This window comes from Paraburkholderia lacunae (assembly GCF_003353175.1).
Lineage (GTDB): Bacteria > Pseudomonadota > Gammaproteobacteria > Burkholderiales > Burkholderiaceae > Paraburkholderia > Paraburkholderia lacunae.
In genome coordinates this window covers 218,440-236,542 of record NZ_QHKS01000003.1, presented here as the reverse complement: position 1 = coordinate 236,542, position 18,103 = coordinate 218,440, and the positions used below count along the sequence as shown (strand labels likewise).

The window sequence follows — 18,103 nt, the reverse complement described above, 5'->3', positions numbered from 1 at the left end:
GCGCTCGTCCGGCCTTGCAGCGGCTGCGCTCAGAACGGCAGCTTGAAGCCCGGCGGCAGCGGCAGACCCGAGGTCATGCCGCCCATCTTTTCCTGGGCGGTGGCTTCGGCCTTGCGCACGGCGTCGTTGAACGCAGCGGCGACGAGGTCTTCCAGCATGTCCTTATCGTCCGCGAGCAGGCTCGGATCGATCGATACGCGGCGCACGTCGTTCTTGCAGGTCATCGTCACCTTGACGAGGCCGGCGCCCGACTGCCCCTCGACTTCGATCTGCGCGAGTTGCTCCTGCATCTTCTTCATGTTTTCCTGCATCTGCTGGGCTTGCTTCATCAGCCCGGCGAGTTGGCCTTTCATCATGGACATGCTCCTTCTTGATAACGTGAAATCCGGAAATCGGGCGCTCTACGGCGCGGCGAATCAGTGAGAGGGCGGCGCGCCGTTCGGGCCGGCGTCCTGCGTAATCGGGCGGATCGAGCCGGGCACGATGCTCGCGCCAAACTCGCGGATCAGCGACTGCACGAACGGATCGGCGCCGATCTCGCGCTCCGCTTCCTGCTGACGCTGGGCGCGCGCGGCCGCGTCGTGCGCGGCGGCGGTGCGGCGCGCCGGACCGACTTCGACCAGCACTTCGACGTTCCGGCCGAGCTTTTCGGCGAGCGCGGTTTTCAGTTTAGCGACCTGCGAGGCTTCCGCGTATTGCGGCACCGGCACATTCAGCTTGAGCGTGACGCCTTCGAGGGCCATCAGTTCGCTGTTGAATGCCAACTGGTACGAAATGCCTTTGAGCGGCAGGCCGACGGCAAGCGCGGGCCAGTCGCCTTCGAAGCCCAGCGGGTCGAGCGGCACGGCCGGAGGCAGCGGGCGTTTGTCGAGCACCGGCGCGGGCGCGGCCGGCGCCGCGGCGCTTACGCGGACGTCGTCGGGACCGCTGTCGAACACGGGCACATCATTGTCTTCCGGCAGGCTGTAATAGCCTTCGTCCGCTGGCGAGAGCGGCAGGTAATCGTCGGGCGGCATGTCGTCCCACGGCGGGACCGACGAACCGCTCTGCCCCGCGCCGCTACTTTGCGCCGGCGGCGAAGACGCCCGCGCGGCGGGTGCAACGTCCTGCTGCAGTGCGCGGCGCGGGGCGCCCGGCGCAGACACTGGCACTACGACGCGGGGCGCGGCGGGTTTCTGGGTGGCTGGCTTGGCTGGCTTGGCGATCGGCGCGGCCGAGGTGCGACCACGGTCCGACGAGACCTTCAAACCGGCGCTGCGCAAGACGTCTAGCGCCGCGCTGGCGCCGCCCGCGCGGCGCGGCGGAATTTCGGCGGCGGCTGCGGCCTCCACCGGGCGTTCCTCGCCGCCTGCCGTCGCGGCGGCGGGCGGTGCGGCAGACGGTTGCGCGGGCGCTTCGTCGGCGCCGCTGTCTGCGGCGGGTGGTTCGTTGCGGCCGGGCTCGGCGCCCTGTTCGGCTTGCGTGGCGGCTACTTCGCGGGCGGGCTGCACCGGCGCTTCGCTCGGTGCCGCGGCCATTTCGACAGAGTCCGGCGCCGGGGTGGCGTTCTGCGCGACGACATAAGGGGACGATTCCGGGGCTACGCCGATTGATGCCTCGAGCGCGGACGCATTGCTCTGCGACGCCTGCGAGGCAGGTTCGCTTGCCGCCGATGTCAACTCCACCGAAGCCGTAGCTTGAGCGGCTTCCGGTTGCTTCTGGCCGCTGGCTTCGGCGTCAACCGGTCGGACATCAGCCGCTGTGCTTGGCGCATCCATCACGCTCGCGTTTTGCGCAGCGGGTTTGTCCGACGCCTGCGCGACCTGTGGCTCAGCGCTCGTCGCTGCTGTCGCCTCATCAATGCGCGGCTCGCGCACTGATGAGGCAGCACCCGCTGCCGGCGCCGCAGGAATCGATGCGGCCTGCTGCGCAACCGCATCTGCCGGACGCGCCGCCGACGGACGCACGGACGCCGCCGCCTGCGACGCAGCCACCGTCGGCGTACCGGCGCGTTTGGCGCCGCTCGAATTCGACGGTCCCGCCACGCGGTCAGAACCCGCCGCCCCGCCGCCACCGCCGGTGGGCGCCGGTTCGAACGCCAGCATGCGCAACAGCGTCATCGTGAAGCCGGCATATTCGTCGGGAGCGAGACCCAGCTCGCTTCGGCCGATCGTCGCGATCTGATAAAACAACTGCACCTGCTCGGCGCTCAGCGCTTCGGCAAAACGACGCAAATCGCCCGCCTCCGGCCACTCGTCCAGCACCGACGACGGCGCGAATTGCGCCCATGCGATCCGATGCAGCAAGCTCGCCAGATCCTGCAATGCCGTCGAAAACGACAGGCTGCGCAACGCCATCTCGTCCGCAACCGCCAGCACCGCGGCGCCGTCGCCGTCGGCCAGCGCGTCGAGCAGACGAATCAGATAGCTCTGATCGAGCGCGCCGAGCATGCCACGCACCGCATCTTCACTGACCTGATTGGCCGAATAGGCAATCGCCTGATCGGTCAGCGAGAGCGCGTCGCGCATCGAACCGTCGGCCGCGCGCGCAAGCAGGCGCAGCGCCTGGGCGTCGAACGGCACCCGCTCTTCGCCGAGAATATGTTCGAGATGCGAGACGATGTGCCCCGCCGGCATCTGCTTCAGATTGAACTGCAGACAGCGCGAGAGCACCGTGACTGGAATCTTCTGCGGGTCGGTGGTGGCCAGAATGAACTTGACGTGCGACGGCGGTTCTTCCAGCGTCTTCAACATCGCGTTGAACGCATGGTTGGTCAGCATGTGCACTTCGTCGATCATGTAGACCTTGAAGCGCGCATCGACCGGCGCATAAACCGCGCGCTCCAGCAGCGCGGCCATTTCGTCGACGCCGCGATTACTCGCTGCGTCCATCTCGACATAATCGACAAAGCGGCCTTCGTCGATCTCGCGACAGGCGCGGCACACGCCGCACGGCGTCGAGGTCACACCGGTTTCGCAGTTCAGCGCCTTGGCGAAGATGCGCGACAGCGTCGTTTTGCCGACACCGCGGGTACCGGTAAACAAATAGGCATGATGCAGACGGCCACCGTCGAGCGCGTGCGTGAGCGCGCGCACCACGTGCTCCTGTCCGACGAGCGAAGCGAAATCCTTCGGCCGCCATTTGCGTGCGAGAACTTGATAGGTCATCGGGAAATTGTATCAGTAACGATGCCGCGCAAAGCCGAATCGACAGCGCACGAACGCGTGTTGCCGCTTCATTGAAATTGGCTAACAAACTGATAGAAAAAAATAGATGAGCCGCGCAAAATTCGCGCCGACAACGACAAAGGATCTGGAAGGAACGACAGGAAACAAAGCGGAAGAAAAAGGAAGGTGACGAGCCCGACCCTCGGCACTGGTGGAAAACGGCTGTGGCTGCTTCGTTCCCGACCTGACCAGGTTGACCATCCCTCCATGCGAGGAGGCCCGTCACGAAACATTCTATCACTGCTTGGCCCGCCGCGCGACTGTTAATACGACCAAAGCGCCTTCGGAGCGCCGAATCAGGGCCTTCGCTCAATACAGGCAACCGCACCGGCCGCACGCGCGCGAGCCACTTGTGTTTGCCGTCCGAGCCACCAGATAAGGTGCGTAGCAGTGCATGGAACGTAGCGGAACTTCGCCGGCAGGCAATGGCCCCACTGCCCTTGATGAGTACTATCACCCCCGGCAACGCATAGCGAATTAAGCTAAACTGCCGTACGGATGACCCGCAACCGCGAGCCTTCCGCACATTCCTGAAATGGTTTTTCGCCTTTTCAGGCGTGTGCCGGCAGACTCCGATAGCGGCAAAGCGAACAGAAGTTTCCTTAGGTTTTGGTGTATCGTGGCGAGCAATTCAGGCGGGCCTCGAACCGATAGAGGTATTCATACAATGAGCGAACAAATCAAGCATATTAGCGACGCATCGTTCGAACAGGACGTCGTGAAATCCGATAAACCCGTGCTGCTCGATTTCTGGGCTGAATGGTGCGGTCCGTGCAAGATGATCGCGCCGATCCTCGACGAAGTCGCGAAGGATTACGCCGATCGCCTGCAAATCGCCAAAATCAACGTCGACGAGCATCAATCGACGCCGGTCAAGTTCGGCGTGCGCGGCATCCCCACGCTGATCCTGTTCAAGAACGGCGCTGTCGCCGCGCAGAAAGTCGGCGCGCTGTCGAAATCGCAACTCACCGCGTTCCTCGACGGCAACCTGTAAAGCGGCGCGCCTCGAGACCCCTCGGGAACTCGAGGCGCATTGCCTCGAGCGTGTTGTCAGCCGGCAACACGCTCTATAAGAAAGATGCCATGCCGCCGCGGTGGCGGAAATTGGCGTGTGCTATGCTAGAATCCGCAAAACGTCGAAAAGACGTGTAAGTCCTTGAGCGGTTCCGCTCACTCTCCTCCCAGATTTCATTTCGTCGCACATTCTCCTGCGGGTTCTCCGTATGCATTTATCCGAGCTTAAGACTCTGCACGTGTCCGAATTGATCGAGATGGCCAACGGCCTCGAGATCGAAAGTGCGAACCGCCTGCGCAAGCAGGAATTGATGTTCGCAATTCTAAAAAAACGAGCCAAAACGGGCGACACGATCTTCGGCGACGGCACGCTCGAAGTGCTGCCGGACGGTTTCGGTTTCCTGCGCTCGCCGGAAACCTCCTATCTCGCCAGCACGGACGATATCTACATCAGCCCGTCGCAAATCCGCCGCTTCAACCTGCATACGGGCGACACGATCGAAGGCGAAGTGCGCACGCCGAAAGACGGCGAACGCTATTTCGCGCTGGTGAAGGTGGACAAGGTCAACGGCCAGCCGCCGGAAGCCTCGAAACACAAGATCATGTTCGAGAACCTGACGCCGCTGCACCCGAACAAGGTGCTGCTGCTCGAACGTGAAATGCGTGGCGAAGAAAACGTCACGGGCCGCATCATCGACATGATCGCGCCGATCGGCAAGGGCCAGCGCGGCCTGCTGGTTGCGTCGCCGAAGTCGGGTAAGACCGTGATGCTGCAGCACATCGCGCATGCGATCAAACAGAACCATCCGGATGTCGTGCTGTTCGTGTTGCTGATCGACGAACGCCCGGAAGAAGTGACCGAAATGCAGCGCTCGGTAGCCGGCGAAGTGATCGCCTCCACCTTCGACGAACCGGCTGCGCGTCACGTACAAGTCGCCGAAATGGTGATCGAAAAAGCCAAGCGCCTCGTCGAAATGAAGAACGACGTGGTGATTCTGCTCGACTCGATCACTCGTCTCGCACGTGCATACAACACTGTGGTGCCGGCCTCGGGCAAGGTACTGACGGGCGGTGTCGACGCGAACGCGCTGCAACGTCCGAAGCGCTTCTTCGGCGCGGCGCGCAATATCGAAGAAGGCGGCTCGCTCACCATCATCGGCACAGCGCTGATCGAAACCGGCAGCCGCATGGACGACGTGATCTACGAAGAATTCAAGGGCACCGGCAACATGGAAGTGCACCTGGAACGCCGCCTCGCCGAAAAGCGCGTCTATCCGTCGATCAACCTGAACAAGTCCGGCACCCGCCGCGAAGAACTGCTGATCAAGCCCGAAGTGCTGCAAAAGATCTGGGTGCTGCGCAAGTTCATTCACGACATGGACGAAGTCGAATCGATGGAATTCCTGCTCGACAAGATCCGCCAGACGAAGAGCAACTCCGAGTTCTTCGACATGATGCGTCGTGGCGGCGGCAGCTAAAACCTGCTCCGTCTTAAGCCGCATCGCGTGAGAAAGCCGCTCGCCGCAAACGAGCGGCTTTTTTTCGCCCGGAAGAAATGCACGTCGCTGCATGCAGGCCACGGCACGCCAGCCCGCAAACATGTACGTGAACGTACACGTTTTGCTATAATGCGGACACTCCGTCATGCCTCTCGCCACTTATGTCGAAGGACTCACCCGCCCTGCTGACCGTACGCAACGCCGCCGCACGCCTCGGCGTCACGCCGCGCACGCTGAAATACTACGAGGAACGCGGCCTCGTCTCGCCCACGCGCAGCGAGGGCCGTTACCGGCTTTACGATGAAGAAGACCTCAAGCGCTTCGGCCGCATTCTGCGTCTGCGCTCGCTCGGTTTCTCATTGCACGGCATCACGGAAATGCTCAAACGTCCGCTCGAAGCAGTCGGCGGCACCCATCGCTATTCCAACGAATCGCTGCTGCAGATTCGCGACGCCATCGCGCAACAGGTCGACGCGCTCGACGCGCGCATCGAAGCAATGCGCCGTGAGCTCAAGGAAGCGCAAAGGCTCAGGGCCGAACTGAGCCCCGATCTGGACTATCTCGAACGGCGCCTCGCCGGCGAGAATGCCGAAACGTTGCTGGAGCAGCGCCGCAGCGCACGCGCCAAAGCCGGGAGCACGAACACGCCGCCACTCGCGAAGCGCCCCAGAAAGGCGGGCGACTCTACGCCGGGCGAATCCACGCCGGGCGAATCCACATGAGTGCGACGTCGTCCCGCGCAGCCTTGTTCAGCGTCGAAAAGCTGCGCGGCGATTTTTTTCCCTGGGTATTGGCCGCCGTCACCGGCCTCGACTATTTCGACAACTCGATCTTTGCGTTCTTCACCAGCTATATCGCGGGTGGCGTCAATGCTTCACCCGACGAACTCGTATGGGCATCGAGCGCGTACGCGGTGGCGGCCGTGCTCGGCATCCTGCAACAACAGTGGTGGGTCGAACGCTTCGGTTACCGGCGCTACGTAGCCGGCTGCATGCTGCTCTATTCAGTCGGCGCGGTCGCCGCCGCGCTGTGCGAGTCGTCGATCGAACTCGCGTTTGCGCGCGGCTTTCAAGGCTACTTTGTCGGCCCGATGATGGGGGCCTGCCGCATCCTGATCCAGATGAGCTTCACGCCGCAGCAACGGCCGGCGGCGACACGCGCGTTTCTCCTACTGATCGTGTTGAGCAGCGCGCTCGCGCCGTTGATCGGCGGCCAGCTGGTCGCGCATTTCGACTGGCGCGCGCTGTTCGCCTGCACGGCGCCGGTGGGCGTGCTGTTTGCCGTGCTGGCCATGCTCGCGCTGCCCGACTCGGGCAATCGTCTACCGGAGGAACGCGGTTCGGCGCATTTCTGGCCGTACATCATCTTCGCGTTCGCGCAAGGTGCGCTGCAAATCGTGATGCAGCAAGTGCGCTTCCAGTTGTTCAGCGCGTCGCCGGGGCTGATTCTTCTCACGGTCGCGGGGATCGTCGCGCTGGGCTGGTTTGCCTACCATCAATGGCATCATCCGGCGCCGCTCGTGCGCCTGCATGCGCTGCGCGAGAAAGTCTTCCAGGTCGGGCTCGTGCTGTACATGTTCTACTATTACGTCTCGACCGTTTTCAGCTACCTGATCTCACGCTTTCTCGAAAGCGGTCTCGGCTATCCGGTCGAAAACACCGGTGAACTGGTCGGCGTCACGTCGCTGATTTCAGCCAGCGCGCTGTTCGTCTACCTGCGCTACGCGAAGCTCCTGCCGCGCAAAAAGTGGATCATCGTGCCGGGCTTCGCGGTGACGGCGTTCGCCGCGGCGTGGATGACGCGCGTGTCGCCGGGCGTCGGCGAGGCGGCGTTGATCGCGCCGCTGCTGCTGCGCGGCTTACTGCTATTGTTCATCGTGCTGCCGGTCGCCAATCTGACGTTTAGAATCTTCGCTATCGAAGAGTTCACGCACGGCTACCGGCTGAAAAACATCGTGCGGCAATTGACGATCTCGTTCGCGACGGCCTCGGCGATCATTGTCGAGCAGCATCGGCAGGCGCTGCATCAAACGCGGCTCGCGGAGTTCGTGAATCCGTACAATCCAGCCTTCCAGGGTTCGCTTGCCGCGCTGACCGACAGCTTTGCCGCTGCGGGCCGCTCGCCGTCCGAAGCGCACTCGCTCGCGGTGGTGGAAATCAGCCGGACGGTGATGCAGCAGGCGAGTTTTTTGACGTCGCTGGACGGTTTTTACTTCCTGATCGGCATAGCGATATGCGGCGGCATTTTTGCCGCCTGGCAAAAACAGATCGACTAGGGGTTTCATCAGGCCATGCTTTCGAAACTCACTCAATGGCTCGGTACGCGCCGCCGCGACCGCGCACTGCGCGAGTACGCAATCGACGACGCGCTCTGGCAGGCCACGCTCGATGGCCTGCCGTTCCTCGCGCACCTCGATGCGCCGGATCTCGTGCGCCTGCGCGAACTGACGAGCCTGTTCATCGCACAAAAGAAATTTTCGACCGCGCATGAGCTCGAGCTGACCAACGCGATGACAGTGGCAATCGCCGCGCAAGCCTGCTTGCCGGTGCTGAACCTGAGCCTCGACCTGTATCGCGGCTGGGTCGGCGTGATCGTCTATCCGGGCGAGTTCGTGATCCGCAAAACGGTCGAGGACGAAGACGGCGTGGTACACGAAGTCGAACACGACGCGAGCGGCGAAGCGTGGGAAGGCGGGCCGGTGGTGCTGTCGTGGGAAGACGCGCAGATGACGGACGGCACGGATGCGTACAACGTCGTGATTCACGAATTCGCGCACAAGATCGACATGCTGACCGGCGAAGCGGACGGCCATCCGCCGCTCTTGCGCCGCTGGCATGCGCCGCTCGATTCACAGGCGTGGGCAGACGTCTTCGACCACGCCTACGACCACTTCTGCGCCAAAGTCGACGCCGTGCCGGAGCGCCGCTGGGCACGTTTCGAGCGTGATTCGCTGATCGATCCTTACGCCGCCGATCATCCATCGGAATTTTTTGCCGTTTGCAGCGAGGCGCTGTTCGTCAAACCGCAGGCGTTCGAGGCCGAGTACCCGGAGCTGTACCGGCTGCTGGCCCGCTACTACCGGCAGGACCCCGCGCGCGTGGGCTTACCGTTCACACCGGTGTAACCGTGACCGAAGCCCGCCCAATAAGGGCGGCCGTGCAGCCCAGGCAAGCAGAACCGGCTGGCAGAAAGTTCGCCAACCGTCTGATTTTCTGGCATAATCGCCGTTTTTCGACCCTAGGCAAGTGGCTCGCGCCAAGATGCGGTTAGCGTTATTTGTTCTTTACGCGGCTGCACGCGGGTTGGCTACCGCCAGATTAAAGGAAAGACCATGAAAGAAGGTATTCACCCGGATTACCGCGAAGTCCTGTTCGTCGATATGTCGAACGACTTCAAGTTTGTGACGCGCTCGACCATCCAGACGCGTGAAACCGCCGAATTCAACGGCAAGACTTACCCGCTCGCCAAGATCGAAGTGTCGTCGGAATCACATCCGTTCTACACCGGCCAACAAAAGATCATGGACACGGCTGGCCGCGTCGAAAAGTTCAACAAGAAGTTCGGCTCGCGCGCTACCGGCAAGGCAGCAGCGAAGTAATACGCGCCTCGTCGCCGGTCATAGGCCGGTTGCGAAGCAGCAGCACAAAAGGGCAGCGCGAGCTGCCCTTTTTTGTCACCTCATGCCGGGCGTTCATACATAGCGCTGGCGGTGCCGCCCGATCCGGCGGCATTGATACCAGCCCCCAACGACGTTGCGAGCCATTACCGGCCGTGACGCGCATTGCACGGCACGACTACAATGCCGGATGCTCCGAATCGGCCATTCCACCGGACGTTCCGTCCGGTTCCGGCTGCACCGCTTATCCGATATCCACACACCGAATGAGACCTGCCGTTCGCCTCACAGCTTCTGCGACCAGTGCGTTGCCGCGCTGGCTGCTGCTGACCATCTGTATCGTCTACGCATCGTTTGGCCTCTTCGGCCGCGACCCGTGGAAGAACGAGGACGCGGCCGGCTTCGGCGTCATGTGGACGATGGCCAACGGCAGCGCCCACGATTGGCTGCTACCGAATCTGGTCGGCAAATACCTGACCGAAGACGGCCCGCTCGGCTACTGGCTCGGCGCCAGCGCGATCCGTCTGCTGGCGCCGTGGGTCGATGCGAGCAACGCGTCGCGCGTCTTCACCGGACTGCTGTTCTGCGCGGGCTGCGCGTTCGTCTGGTATGCGGCCTACCTGCTCGGACGGCGCGCCGAAGTCCAGCCGTTCAAGTATGCGTTCGGCGGCGAGCCGGAACCGCGCGACTACGGCCGCACCCTCGCGGACGGCGCACTGCTGATCCTGCTCGCGTGCTTCGGCCTCGCCGAACGCGGCCACGAAACCACGCCGCAACTGGCGCAGTTCGTCGGCATCGCGATGCTCGTGTATGGGCTCGTGCGGATGATCGACAAGCCGATTCATGGCGCGCTGATCTGGGGCATCGCGCTCGGACTGGTGACGCTCGCCAGCAGTCCGGTGCTGGTCGGCGCATTGCTGCTCGGCACGCTGGCGATGGCGTTGATCGTGCGCGAGGCGCGTTCGCGCTGGCTGCTGCTCGCCGGTTTGCCGGTCGCACTGGCGCTGTCGGTCGCGTGGCCGATCGCGGCGCTTGCCACGTTTCCCGACGATGCCGTCTGGTACCTGAATCAATGGGTGCACGTGAGCGTGAGCTCGTTTGCCGGGCCGCCCGGCTCGGTGGCGAAATACGCGCTGAAAAACCTGCCTCTGTTCACGTGGCCGGCGTGGCCGCTGGCGATCTGGGCGTGGTTCAGCTGGTCGGGGCTGCGGCGCGCACCGCACGTGGCGATTCCGCTGTCGGTGATCGGACCGTTGCTGGTGCTCGTCGTACTGCAAAGCCATCAGTCGAACCGGCTTTACATGCTGTTGCTGCCGCCGCTCGCGGTGCTGGCCGCGTTCGCGCTGCCCACGCTCAAACGCGGCGCGATCAACGCGATCGACTGGTTCGCGCTGCTGAGCTTCACGATACTCGGCAGTTTCGTCTGGCTGGTGTACGTGGCCGGACTAACCGGCTTCCCGCATCCGCTCGCACGTAATCTCGCGCGGCTCGCGCCGGGTTTCGCGCCCCAGTTCAAGATTCTGTCGCTCGTGTGCGCGGTCGCTGTGACCGTGTGCTGGTTCGTGCTGGTGCGGTGGCGTCTCGCGCGTCATCCGAAAGTCTTGTGGCGCAGCGTGGTGCTGTCGAGCGCCGGCACGACGCTGATGTGGGTGCTGCTGATGACGCTGTGGCTGCCGGTCGTCAACTACAGCCGGACCTATAAGGATGTCGCCGAACAGATCGCGAGCCATCTGCCGGAGGACTACACCTGCATCTCGCCGGTGCGCCTCGGCAATGCGCAGATCGCGACCTTCGCCTATTTCGGCGACATGCACTTCTCGTTCAATCAGGATTGCGACGTGATCCTGCGTCAGGACACCCAGGATTTCGGCGAGCCCAGCGCGATGTCGGACTTCGTCTGGAAGCTGGTATGGGAAGGCCGCCGAGTGGCCGATCGTGACGAACGCTTCCGCTTGTACGTGCGCATCGACCGTCCGAAGCCGCCGGTCGTCAAACGCCGCAACTGGCACAAGAAGCCGGATTGAGCATGTTCGCCGACGCACGGAAAATCGCCGGGTTCGCGTGGCCCGTGCTGATCGGCCAGTTGGCGATCATCGCCTTCGGGGTGATCGACACGGCGATGGTCGGCCGCTATTCGGCCGTCGATCTCGCCGCGCTCGGCCTCGGCTCGTCGATCTACATTTCGGTCTACATCGGCCTGACCGGCATTCTGACCGCACTGCAACCCATCACCGCGCAACTCTACGGCGCGCGCCGCTACATCGAGATCGGCGAGGAAGTTCGGCAGGCGCTATGGCTCGCACTCGCGTTGACCGTGATCGGTTTCCTGATTCTCTATTTTCCGGGGCCGATGCTGCGGCTGGCGCGCGTACCCGACGCGCTGCACGAACGCACGGTCGCCTACCTGCGGATTCTGTCGTTCGGCTTGCCGGCAAGCCTTGTGTTTCGCGTCTACAGTTCGCTGACCAATGCCGTCGGCAAACCGCGGCTGGTGATGATCCTGCAGATCGGCGCGCTGCTGCTCAAGTTTCCGCTCAACACGTGGTTCATCTTCGGCGGCCTCGGCGTGCCGGCGATGGGCGGCCCAGGCTGCGCTCTGGCCAGTATCGCGATCAACTGGGGGCTCGCGCTGGTCGGCATGCTGGTGTTGACGCGCGTCGACGTCTTCACCCCTTTCGCGATCTTCGCGCGCTTCAGCTGGCCGGTCTGGCGGCGCCAGGCGGCGCAGCTGCGGCTCGGCATTCCGATGGGCCTGTCGTATCTGATCGAAGTCACCTCGTACACATTCATGGCGCTCTTCATTGCGCGCTTCGGCACGACGACGCTTGCCGGCCACCAGATCGCCGGCAACATCGGCGCAGTGCTGTATATGACACCGCTGTCGATCGGCATCGCCTCGTCCACGCTGGTCGCCCAGGCGCTCGGCGCGCACCGTCACGAAGCGGCGCGCAAACTGTCGCGTCACGGCATCGTGATGGCCGTGTCGATTGCGCTCTGCTACGGCGCGATCGTGCTGGTGCTGCGACCGTACGTGATCGAAGGCTACACGCCGAACGCGCAGGTGGCCGCGGCTGCGATGCCGCTGGTGCTGATCGTCGTGTGCTATCACCTGTTCGATGCAGTGCAGATCACCACCGCGTTCGTGCTGCGTGCCTACAAGGTGGCGATCGTGCCGACCGTGATCTATGCGATTGCATTGTGGGGCGTGGGGCTGGGCGGCGGCTATCTGCTCGGTTTCAATGTGAGCGGCACCATACCCGAGTGGCTGACGGGCGCGCGAGGGTTCTGGGTTGCGAATACGGCGAGTCTGGCGATAGCCGGTATTGGCTTGCTGCTGTACTGGCGGGTTGTCAGTAAGCGGTATTTGCGCGCCGAGGCAGCGGCCAGGGTGGATTCGACGGCTTGACGCGAAGCGGATGGCCGCACGAATGGGGAAACGCCCCTTCGTGGCAAACCATGCTTTTGGGTTAGCCAACGCCGCGTTGTGCAAGCCGGTTGCCGAAATTGGCCGTTAGTTGCATTCGACGCCAGATAAAAAGCGGCTGCGCCCGGCAGCCGCTCCACCCTACCCTGCCGTCATCGTCAAGCTGCTTGCGCTTCGCTCGATGCCTGATCGTGCCGCTCGAAAATCTCCCGCGCCGCGAACAGCGCGTTCAGCGCCGCCGGGAATCCCGCGTAGAGCGCCATCTGCATGAAGACCTCGACGATCTCCTCGCGTGTGCAACCGACGTTCAGCGCTGCCTCGATATGCACTTTCAACTGCGGCTGCGCGCAGCCGAGCGTTGCCAGTGATGCGATCGTCGCGATCTCCCGCGCGCGCAGATCGAGTTGCGGCCGGCTGTAAATATCGCCGAAGCCGAATTCGAGCAACAGCCGTCCGAAATCCGGCGCAATCGGCGCGAGTGCGGCGATCACCTGCTCGCCGGCCGAGCCGTCGATTTCTTTCAGTTTGTTCCAGCCTCGGGTGTAGCGATCGTTTTGTGCGTGTTCCATGGTGAGTCCTTTTCCGAATGCGAAGGCGATTGAGTTTCGTCGATTTGTCGTGTCGGATGCTGCCCAGCGGGATGCTGCCCAGCGGGATGCCGCCCGGCCGCTTCGTAGTACGCGATCTTGTCGATGATCGCGCCGAGGTTGGTCTGCAACTCGGCGATCCGCGCCAGAACCTCATCCCGATGCGCCGCCAGCATCTCGCGTCGCTCGCCTATCGTGGGCTGACCTACGGCCCGCAATGCGGCGAATGCCTGCATCCCGGCGATCGGCATACCGGTCGCCTTCACGCGCATCACGAACTGCAGCCAGTCGAGGTCGGCAGGCGAATACAGGCGATGCCCCGCCTGCGTACGCCCGACGGCCCGAATCAGACCGGCCTGTTCGTAATAGCGCAGCGTGTGAGTCGAGACGCCCAGCGCTTGCGCGACCTGGCCGATGGTGAGTGCTTTCGACATTTTCGACATGACGGTACTCAGGTTAGGACTTCGAGTGCACTCTAAGGTCAAGAGAATTGCGCTGTCATTCAACGACGCGTTGATCGATAAGCGCACAACGGCTTATGTGCGAGGCAAAAAGGTTTAAATATTGTCGGGACTGATTTACTTGTCATGAATCGATCGGTATAACTCGTCGGCGTTCGCAATTAAGGGCGCGCAATTTGTCCTATGCTTAAGCGCAGCGCCTGCTGACAGGATGCGCCGTCCGTTCCCGGCTAACTTTTTTTGCCCTCAATGGAGTGCTTGCCATGCTGAAGAAGCTTCTCATGCTTTGCGTCGCTTTGGTTCTGTCGCTGTCGGCCGGATTCGCGGCGGCCGTTGAAGTGAATTCCGCCGATCAGGCCGCGCTCGAATCGGTCAAGGGCATCGGCCCGGTTCACGCAAAAGCGATCATCGACGAACGCACCAAGAGCGGCCCCTTCAAGGACGCTGACGATCTCGCCGCCCGCGTCAAAGGCCTCGGCACCAAATCGGTGACTAACCTCGAGGCGGCGGGCCTGACGATCAACGGCTCGTCCGCACCGCCGACCGGCGCCAAGTCGGCCGCGAAGTCGACCAGCGCCACAAGCACCAAAGCAGCGCCGGCGGCCGCACCCGCGGCGACCACGCCGACTACAGCGCCGGCCGCAACGCCCACCGCGGCATCGGGCACGAAAGCCTCGAAGTCGAAGAAGAGTAAAGCCGCGGCGTCCGATGCGGCAGCGGCTTCGGCACCGGCTACCGCGGCAGCAGCCAGCGCGCCGGCCGACGCGTCCGGCATCAAGGCTTCGAAAAAGAAGGCGAAGAAGAGCAAGGCGGCGTCGGCTGCCGCGGCCTCCGGCGGCGCGTAATATCGGCTTGAGCATCGGCAGCGTGATGGTCGCGGCTACGCCGCCGTCCGCCTCGCATCCCCGGCGCCGCGCAACCGCGCGGCGTTTTCAACCCGCCGACCCGTCAAGCACGTGTCGGCATTCAAGAGAGACCGTCATGAGCCTACTCGACACTATTGGTTCCCTGGTTGGCAAATCGCCCGAGGGCGGCGGCCAGCAAGCCCTGGTTTCCGCCGCGCTCGAATTCGTCAATAACCAGCCGGGCGGCTTGAACGGCCTGATCGACCGCTTCAAGGAAAAGGGTCTCGGCGACGTCGTTTCGTCGTGGATCAGTAACGGCGAGAACCAGCCGATCGCACCGGACGCACTGCACAGCGTGCTCGGTTCGGATGCCGTCGCCAGTCTCGCGGAGAAAGCCGGTGTGCAGCCGGACCAGGTCACCGGTCTCCTGTCGCAGATTCTGCCGCACGTCGTCAACGCTGCCACACCGGAAGGCGAAGTCCCCGCCGAAGGCCAACTGAATGCGACGAGCGTGCTCGGCGCGCTCGGCGGCCTGTCGTCGTTGTTAGGCAAGGGCAACGCGTAAGCGGGCTCCCTTATCGGCCTCATGCGCGGCCTCGTCAAGCCTCCTGAGCGCCGGTCAATGGGCGAAAAAAAGCGGCATCGAAGTCACCTTCGTTGCCGCTTTTTATTTTGCCAGATGAGTTTGGCAAAGGACTTTGGCAGATGCGGCCCGTAGCTCGGCCGTTTCCTGCCGAACGCCGGTCGCTCGCCTGTCGCTTAATGCACCACGCGTTCGAACACCAGCTTGCCGTCTTCCACTTCGACCGGAATCACATCCTTCGGGCCGAACTTGCCGGCGAGAATCAGCTTCGCGACCGGATTTTCGATCTCCTGCTGGATCGCACGCTTTAACGGCCGCGCACCGAACAGCGGATCGTAGCCGACCTTGCCGACGTACTCGAGCGCCGCGTCCGACACCACCAGTTGCATGTCGAGCCTCGCCAGCCGTTCATGCAGACGCTGCAGCTGAATCCGCGCGATCGACTGGATATTCGAGCGGTCGAGCGCATGAAACACCACGACGTCGTCGATCCGGTTGAGGAATTCGGGCCGGAAATGCAGCTTCACTTCTTCCCAGACCGCATCCTTCACCGCTTCCTGAGGCTCGCCGACCATCGACTGGATCACTTGCGAGCCGAGGTTCGACGTCATCACGATCACCGTGTTCTTGAAGTCCACGGTACGGCCCTGGCCGTCGGTCATGCGGCCGTCGTCGAGCACTTGCAGCAGCACGTTGAACACGTCCGGATGAGCCTTCTCGATTTCGTCGAGCAGGATCACGCTGTACGGTTTGCGGCGCACGGCTTCGGTCAGATATCCGCCTTCCTCGTAGCCGACGTACCCCGGGGGCGCCCCGATCAGACGCGCGACGCTATGCTTCTCCATGAATTCGCTCATGTCGATGCGGATCAGATGATCCTCCGAATCGAACAGGAACGCCGCCAATGCCTTGCACAGCTCGGTCTTGCCCACGCCGGTCGGCCCGAGGAACAGGAACGAACCATACGGCCTGTTCGGATCCGCCAGACCTGCCCGCGAACGGCGGATCGCATCGGCGACCGCGCTGATCGCCTCGTCCTGACCCACCACGCGGTCGTGCAGTTTCTCCTCGATCTGCAGCAGCTTTTCGCGCTCGCCCTGCATCATGCGTGACACCGGAATGCCGGTTGAACGCGACACGACTTCGGCGATTTCCTCCGCGCCGACCTGCGTGCGCAACAGACGCGGCCGGGTCGGGTTGTTCTGCTCTTTCGCCTCCGCCTGGGTCACTTCCTTCAGTTGAGCCTCGAGCCCCGGCAGCTTGCCGTATTGCAACTCGGCGACCTTCTCCAGCTTGCCCTCGCGCTGCAAACGCGTGATTTCCGCACGCGTTTTCTCGATCTCTTCCTTCAGTTGCGCGCTGCCCTGCACCGCGGCTTTTTCCGCGGTCCAGATTTCTTCGAGGTCCGAATATTCGCGATCCAGCCGCTCGATTTCTTCCTCGATCAATTGCAGACGCTTTTGCGACGCTTCATCCTTTTCCTTCTTGACGGCTTCGCGTTCGATCTTCAACTGGATCAAACGACGGTCGAGCCGGTCCATTTCTTCCGGCTTCGAATCGATTTCCATCTTGATCTTCGACGCGGCTTCGTCGATCAGGTCGATTGCCTTGTCCGGCAGAAAACGGTCCGTGATATAGCGATGCGACAGTTCGGCCGCCGCGACAATCGCCGGGTCGGTGATATCGACGCCGTGATGCAGTTCGTACTTCTCCTGCAAACCGCGCAGGATCGCGATGGTGGCCTCGACAGTCGGCTCGTCGACCAGCACCTTCTGGAAGCGGCGCTCGAGCGCAGCATCCTTCTCGATGTACTTGCGATATTCGTCGAGCGTGGTAGCGCCGACGCAATGCAGCTCACCGCGCGAGAGCGCCGGCTTGAGCATATTGCCCGCGTCCATTGCGCCTTCCGCTTTGCCCGCACCGACCATCGTGTGAATCTCGTCGATGAAGACGATGGTCTGGCCTTCGTCTTTCGCGATGTCGTTCAGGACGGCCTTCAGGCGTTCTTCGAACTCGCCGCGATACTTGGCGCCGGCCAGCAAGGCCGCCATGTCCAGCGACAGCACGCGCTTGCCCTTCAGCGTTTCCGGCACCTCGCCGTTGACGATGCGCTGCGCGAGGCCCTCGACGATCGCCGTCTTTCCCACGCCCGGCTCGCCGATCAGCACCGGATTGTTCTTGGTGCGGCGTTGCAGGATCTGAATCGAACGGCGGATCTCGTCGTCGCGGCCGATCACCGGATCGAGCTTGCCCGCACGCGCACGCTCGGTCAGGTCGATGGTGTACTTCTTCAGCGCTTCGCGCTGGCTTTCGGCGTCCTGGCTATGCACCTGCGAGCCGCCGCGCACCGCGGCAATCGCGCTTTCCAGCGACTTGCGCGACAGGCCGTGCTGACGCGCGAGGCGGCCGGCCTCGCCTTTGTCGTCGGCGACGGCGAGCAGGAACATTTCGCTCGCAATGAACGTGTCGTTGAGTTTTTGCGCTTCCTTGTCGGCCTGGTTCAGCAAGCCGGTCAGTTCGCGGCCGATCTGCACGTTGCCGTCGGTGCCCTGCACCTGCGGCAAGCGCGTCATCGCGTCGTTCAACGCGGTTTGCAGCGCCTGGACATGCACGCCGGCACGCGAGAGCAGCGAGCGCGCCGAACCGTCCTGCTGGGCGACGAGCGCCGAGAGGACATGGACCGGTTCAATGTATTGATTGTCATGGCCGACGGCCAGACTTTGCGCGTCAGCCAGCGCTTCCTGGAATTTAGTGGTGAGTTTGTCGATTCTCATCAAGAGACCTCCAATTTCGATTACCACCAAATTGAGGCGTTTTGCGCGGGTTTCAAGCGCTTTTTTGCATCAAGCGACAACTATTTAACATTTG

The 18,103-nt window shown here is 62.9% G+C and carries 15 protein-coding genes and 1 other RNA gene; 10 read left to right on the top strand and 6 right to left on the bottom strand.

The features are described from left to right. Positions 1-29: 29 nt before the first annotated feature. The 3 genes from DLM46_RS05965 to ffs form a co-directional block, all read right to left on the bottom strand. Positions 30-356, bottom strand: coding sequence for a YbaB/EbfC family nucleoid-associated protein (locus tag DLM46_RS05965; RefSeq protein WP_006048866.1), 327 nt, complete (start codon positions 354-356; stop codon positions 30-32). Positions 357-416: 60 nt separating this feature from the next. Continuing rightward, a complete protein-coding gene (dnaX, locus tag DLM46_RS05960; protein WP_115099839.1) occupies positions 417-3,146 on the bottom strand; it encodes a DNA polymerase III subunit gamma/tau in 2,730 nt (909 codons plus the stop codon). A 185-nt stretch (positions 3,147-3,331) separates the two neighbouring features. Continuing rightward, an RNA gene (gene ffs / locus DLM46_RS05955) (signal recognition particle sRNA small type) lies at positions 3,332-3,430 on the bottom strand. Positions 3,431-3,873: 443 nt separating this feature from the next. Here ffs and trxA point away from each other — a divergent pair. From trxA to DLM46_RS05915, 8 genes are all read left to right on the top strand, one after another. Further along, positions 3,874-4,200 (top strand): thioredoxin TrxA, encoded by a 327-nt coding sequence (gene trxA / locus DLM46_RS05950; protein WP_006048864.1) that lies wholly within the window; start codon positions 3,874-3,876, stop codon positions 4,198-4,200. A gap of 229 nt (positions 4,201-4,429) precedes the next feature. After that, complete coding sequence (gene rho, locus DLM46_RS05945) at positions 4,430-5,698, top strand: transcription termination factor Rho (RefSeq protein WP_006048863.1); 1,269 nt, start codon at positions 4,430-4,432, stop codon at positions 5,696-5,698. A 182-nt stretch (positions 5,699-5,880) separates the two neighbouring features. Then, complete coding sequence (locus DLM46_RS05940; RefSeq protein ID WP_115099838.1) at positions 5,881-6,441, top strand: MerR family transcriptional regulator; 561 nt, start codon at positions 5,881-5,883, stop codon at positions 6,439-6,441. Continuing rightward, positions 6,438-7,994 carry an MFS transporter gene (locus tag DLM46_RS05935; RefSeq protein WP_115099837.1) on the top strand — a complete coding sequence of 519 codons (1,557 nt, stop codon included), beginning with the start codon at positions 6,438-6,440 and terminating at the stop codon, positions 7,992-7,994. The genes DLM46_RS05940 and DLM46_RS05935 overlap by 4 nt, the downstream gene beginning before the upstream one ends. Positions 7,995-8,009: 15 nt before the next feature. Next, positions 8,010-8,843, top strand: a complete 834-nt coding sequence (locus DLM46_RS05930; RefSeq protein WP_115099836.1) for a M90 family metallopeptidase — start codon at positions 8,010-8,012, stop codon at positions 8,841-8,843. A gap of 207 nt (positions 8,844-9,050) precedes the next feature. Further along, positions 9,051-9,317 (top strand): type B 50S ribosomal protein L31, encoded by a 267-nt coding sequence (locus tag DLM46_RS05925; RefSeq protein ID WP_115099835.1) that lies wholly within the window; start codon positions 9,051-9,053, stop codon positions 9,315-9,317. Positions 9,318-9,601: 284 nt separating this feature from the next. Further along, on the top strand, positions 9,602-11,359 hold the full coding sequence (locus DLM46_RS05920; RefSeq protein ID WP_115099834.1) for an ArnT family glycosyltransferase: 1,758 nt from the start codon (positions 9,602-9,604) through the stop codon (positions 11,357-11,359). 2 nt (positions 11,360-11,361) lie between these two features. Then, positions 11,362-12,741 carry an MATE family efflux transporter gene (locus tag DLM46_RS05915; protein WP_115099833.1) on the top strand — a complete coding sequence of 460 codons (1,380 nt, stop codon included), beginning with the start codon at positions 11,362-11,364 and terminating at the stop codon, positions 12,739-12,741. 176 nt (positions 12,742-12,917) lie between these two features. On the opposite strand, the gene DLM46_RS05910 is transcribed toward DLM46_RS05915, so the two are convergent. Both DLM46_RS05910 and DLM46_RS05905 read right to left on the bottom strand, forming a co-directional pair. Further along, positions 12,918-13,328: a carboxymuconolactone decarboxylase family protein gene (locus DLM46_RS05910; protein WP_115099832.1), complete on the bottom strand. Its 411-nt coding sequence runs from the start codon at positions 13,326-13,328 to the stop codon at positions 12,918-12,920. Then, the gene (locus DLM46_RS05905) at positions 13,280-13,789 is read right to left on the bottom strand and encodes a MerR family transcriptional regulator (protein WP_115099831.1); all 510 of its coding nucleotides are present in this window, start codon (positions 13,787-13,789) and stop codon (positions 13,280-13,282) included. The genes DLM46_RS05910 and DLM46_RS05905 overlap by 49 nt, the downstream gene beginning before the upstream one ends. A gap of 281 nt (positions 13,790-14,070) precedes the next feature. Between DLM46_RS05905 and DLM46_RS05900 the strand changes: the two genes are divergently transcribed. Continuing rightward, entirely contained in the window at positions 14,071-14,652 is a 582-nt protein-coding gene (locus tag DLM46_RS05900) for a ComEA family DNA-binding protein (protein WP_115099830.1), read from the top strand. A gap of 25 nt (positions 14,653-14,677) precedes the next feature. Then, the gene (locus DLM46_RS05895) at positions 14,678-15,217 is read left to right on the top strand and encodes a YidB family protein (protein ID WP_482811931.1); all 540 of its coding nucleotides are present in this window, start codon (positions 14,678-14,680) and stop codon (positions 15,215-15,217) included. Positions 15,218-15,411: 194 nt separating this feature from the next. On the opposite strand, the gene clpB is transcribed toward DLM46_RS05895, so the two are convergent. Continuing rightward, on the bottom strand, positions 15,412-18,009 hold the full coding sequence (gene clpB / locus DLM46_RS05890) for an ATP-dependent chaperone ClpB (RefSeq protein ID WP_115099828.1): 2,598 nt from the start codon (positions 18,007-18,009) through the stop codon (positions 15,412-15,414). Positions 18,010-18,103: the final 94 nt, after the last annotated feature.

What these genes read in the sequence shown, in the direction of transcription:
- DLM46_RS05905 (WP_115099831.1), bottom strand. Translation starts at nt 13,789, where the DNA reads ATGTCGAAAATGTCGAAAGCACTCACCATCGGCCAGGTCGCGCAAGCG.
- DLM46_RS05900 (WP_115099830.1), top strand. Translation starts at nt 14,071, where the DNA reads ATGCTGAAGAAGCTTCTCATGCTTTGCGTCGCTTTGGTTCTGTCGCTG.
- trxA (WP_006048864.1), top strand. Translation starts at nt 3,874, where the DNA reads ATGAGCGAACAAATCAAGCATATTAGCGACGCATCGTTCGAACAGGAC.
- DLM46_RS05920 (WP_115099834.1), top strand. Translation starts at nt 9,602, where the DNA reads ATGAGACCTGCCGTTCGCCTCACAGCTTCTGCGACCAGTGCGTTGCCG.
- DLM46_RS05935 (WP_115099837.1), top strand. Translation starts at nt 6,438, where the DNA reads ATGAGTGCGACGTCGTCCCGCGCAGCCTTGTTCAGCGTCGAAAAGCTG.
- DLM46_RS05925 (WP_115099835.1), top strand. Translation starts at nt 9,051, where the DNA reads ATGAAAGAAGGTATTCACCCGGATTACCGCGAAGTCCTGTTCGTCGAT.
- DLM46_RS05895 (WP_482811931.1), top strand. Translation starts at nt 14,678, where the DNA reads ATGGTCGCGGCTACGCCGCCGTCCGCCTCGCATCCCCGGCGCCGCGCA.
- clpB (WP_115099828.1), bottom strand. Translation starts at nt 18,009, where the DNA reads ATGAGAATCGACAAACTCACCACTAAATTCCAGGAAGCGCTGGCTGAC.
- rho (WP_006048863.1), top strand. Translation starts at nt 4,430, where the DNA reads ATGCATTTATCCGAGCTTAAGACTCTGCACGTGTCCGAATTGATCGAG.
- DLM46_RS05910 (WP_115099832.1), bottom strand. Translation starts at nt 13,328, where the DNA reads ATGGAACACGCACAAAACGATCGCTACACCCGAGGCTGGAACAAACTG.
- dnaX (WP_115099839.1), bottom strand. Translation starts at nt 3,146, where the DNA reads ATGACCTATCAAGTTCTCGCACGCAAATGGCGGCCGAAGGATTTCGCT.
- DLM46_RS05915 (WP_115099833.1), top strand. Translation starts at nt 11,362, where the DNA reads ATGTTCGCCGACGCACGGAAAATCGCCGGGTTCGCGTGGCCCGTGCTG.
- DLM46_RS05930 (WP_115099836.1), top strand. Translation starts at nt 8,010, where the DNA reads ATGCTTTCGAAACTCACTCAATGGCTCGGTACGCGCCGCCGCGACCGC.
- DLM46_RS05965 (WP_006048866.1), bottom strand. Translation starts at nt 356, where the DNA reads ATGATGAAAGGCCAACTCGCCGGGCTGATGAAGCAAGCCCAGCAGATG.
- DLM46_RS05940 (WP_115099838.1), top strand. Translation starts at nt 5,881, where the DNA reads ATGTCGAAGGACTCACCCGCCCTGCTGACCGTACGCAACGCCGCCGCA.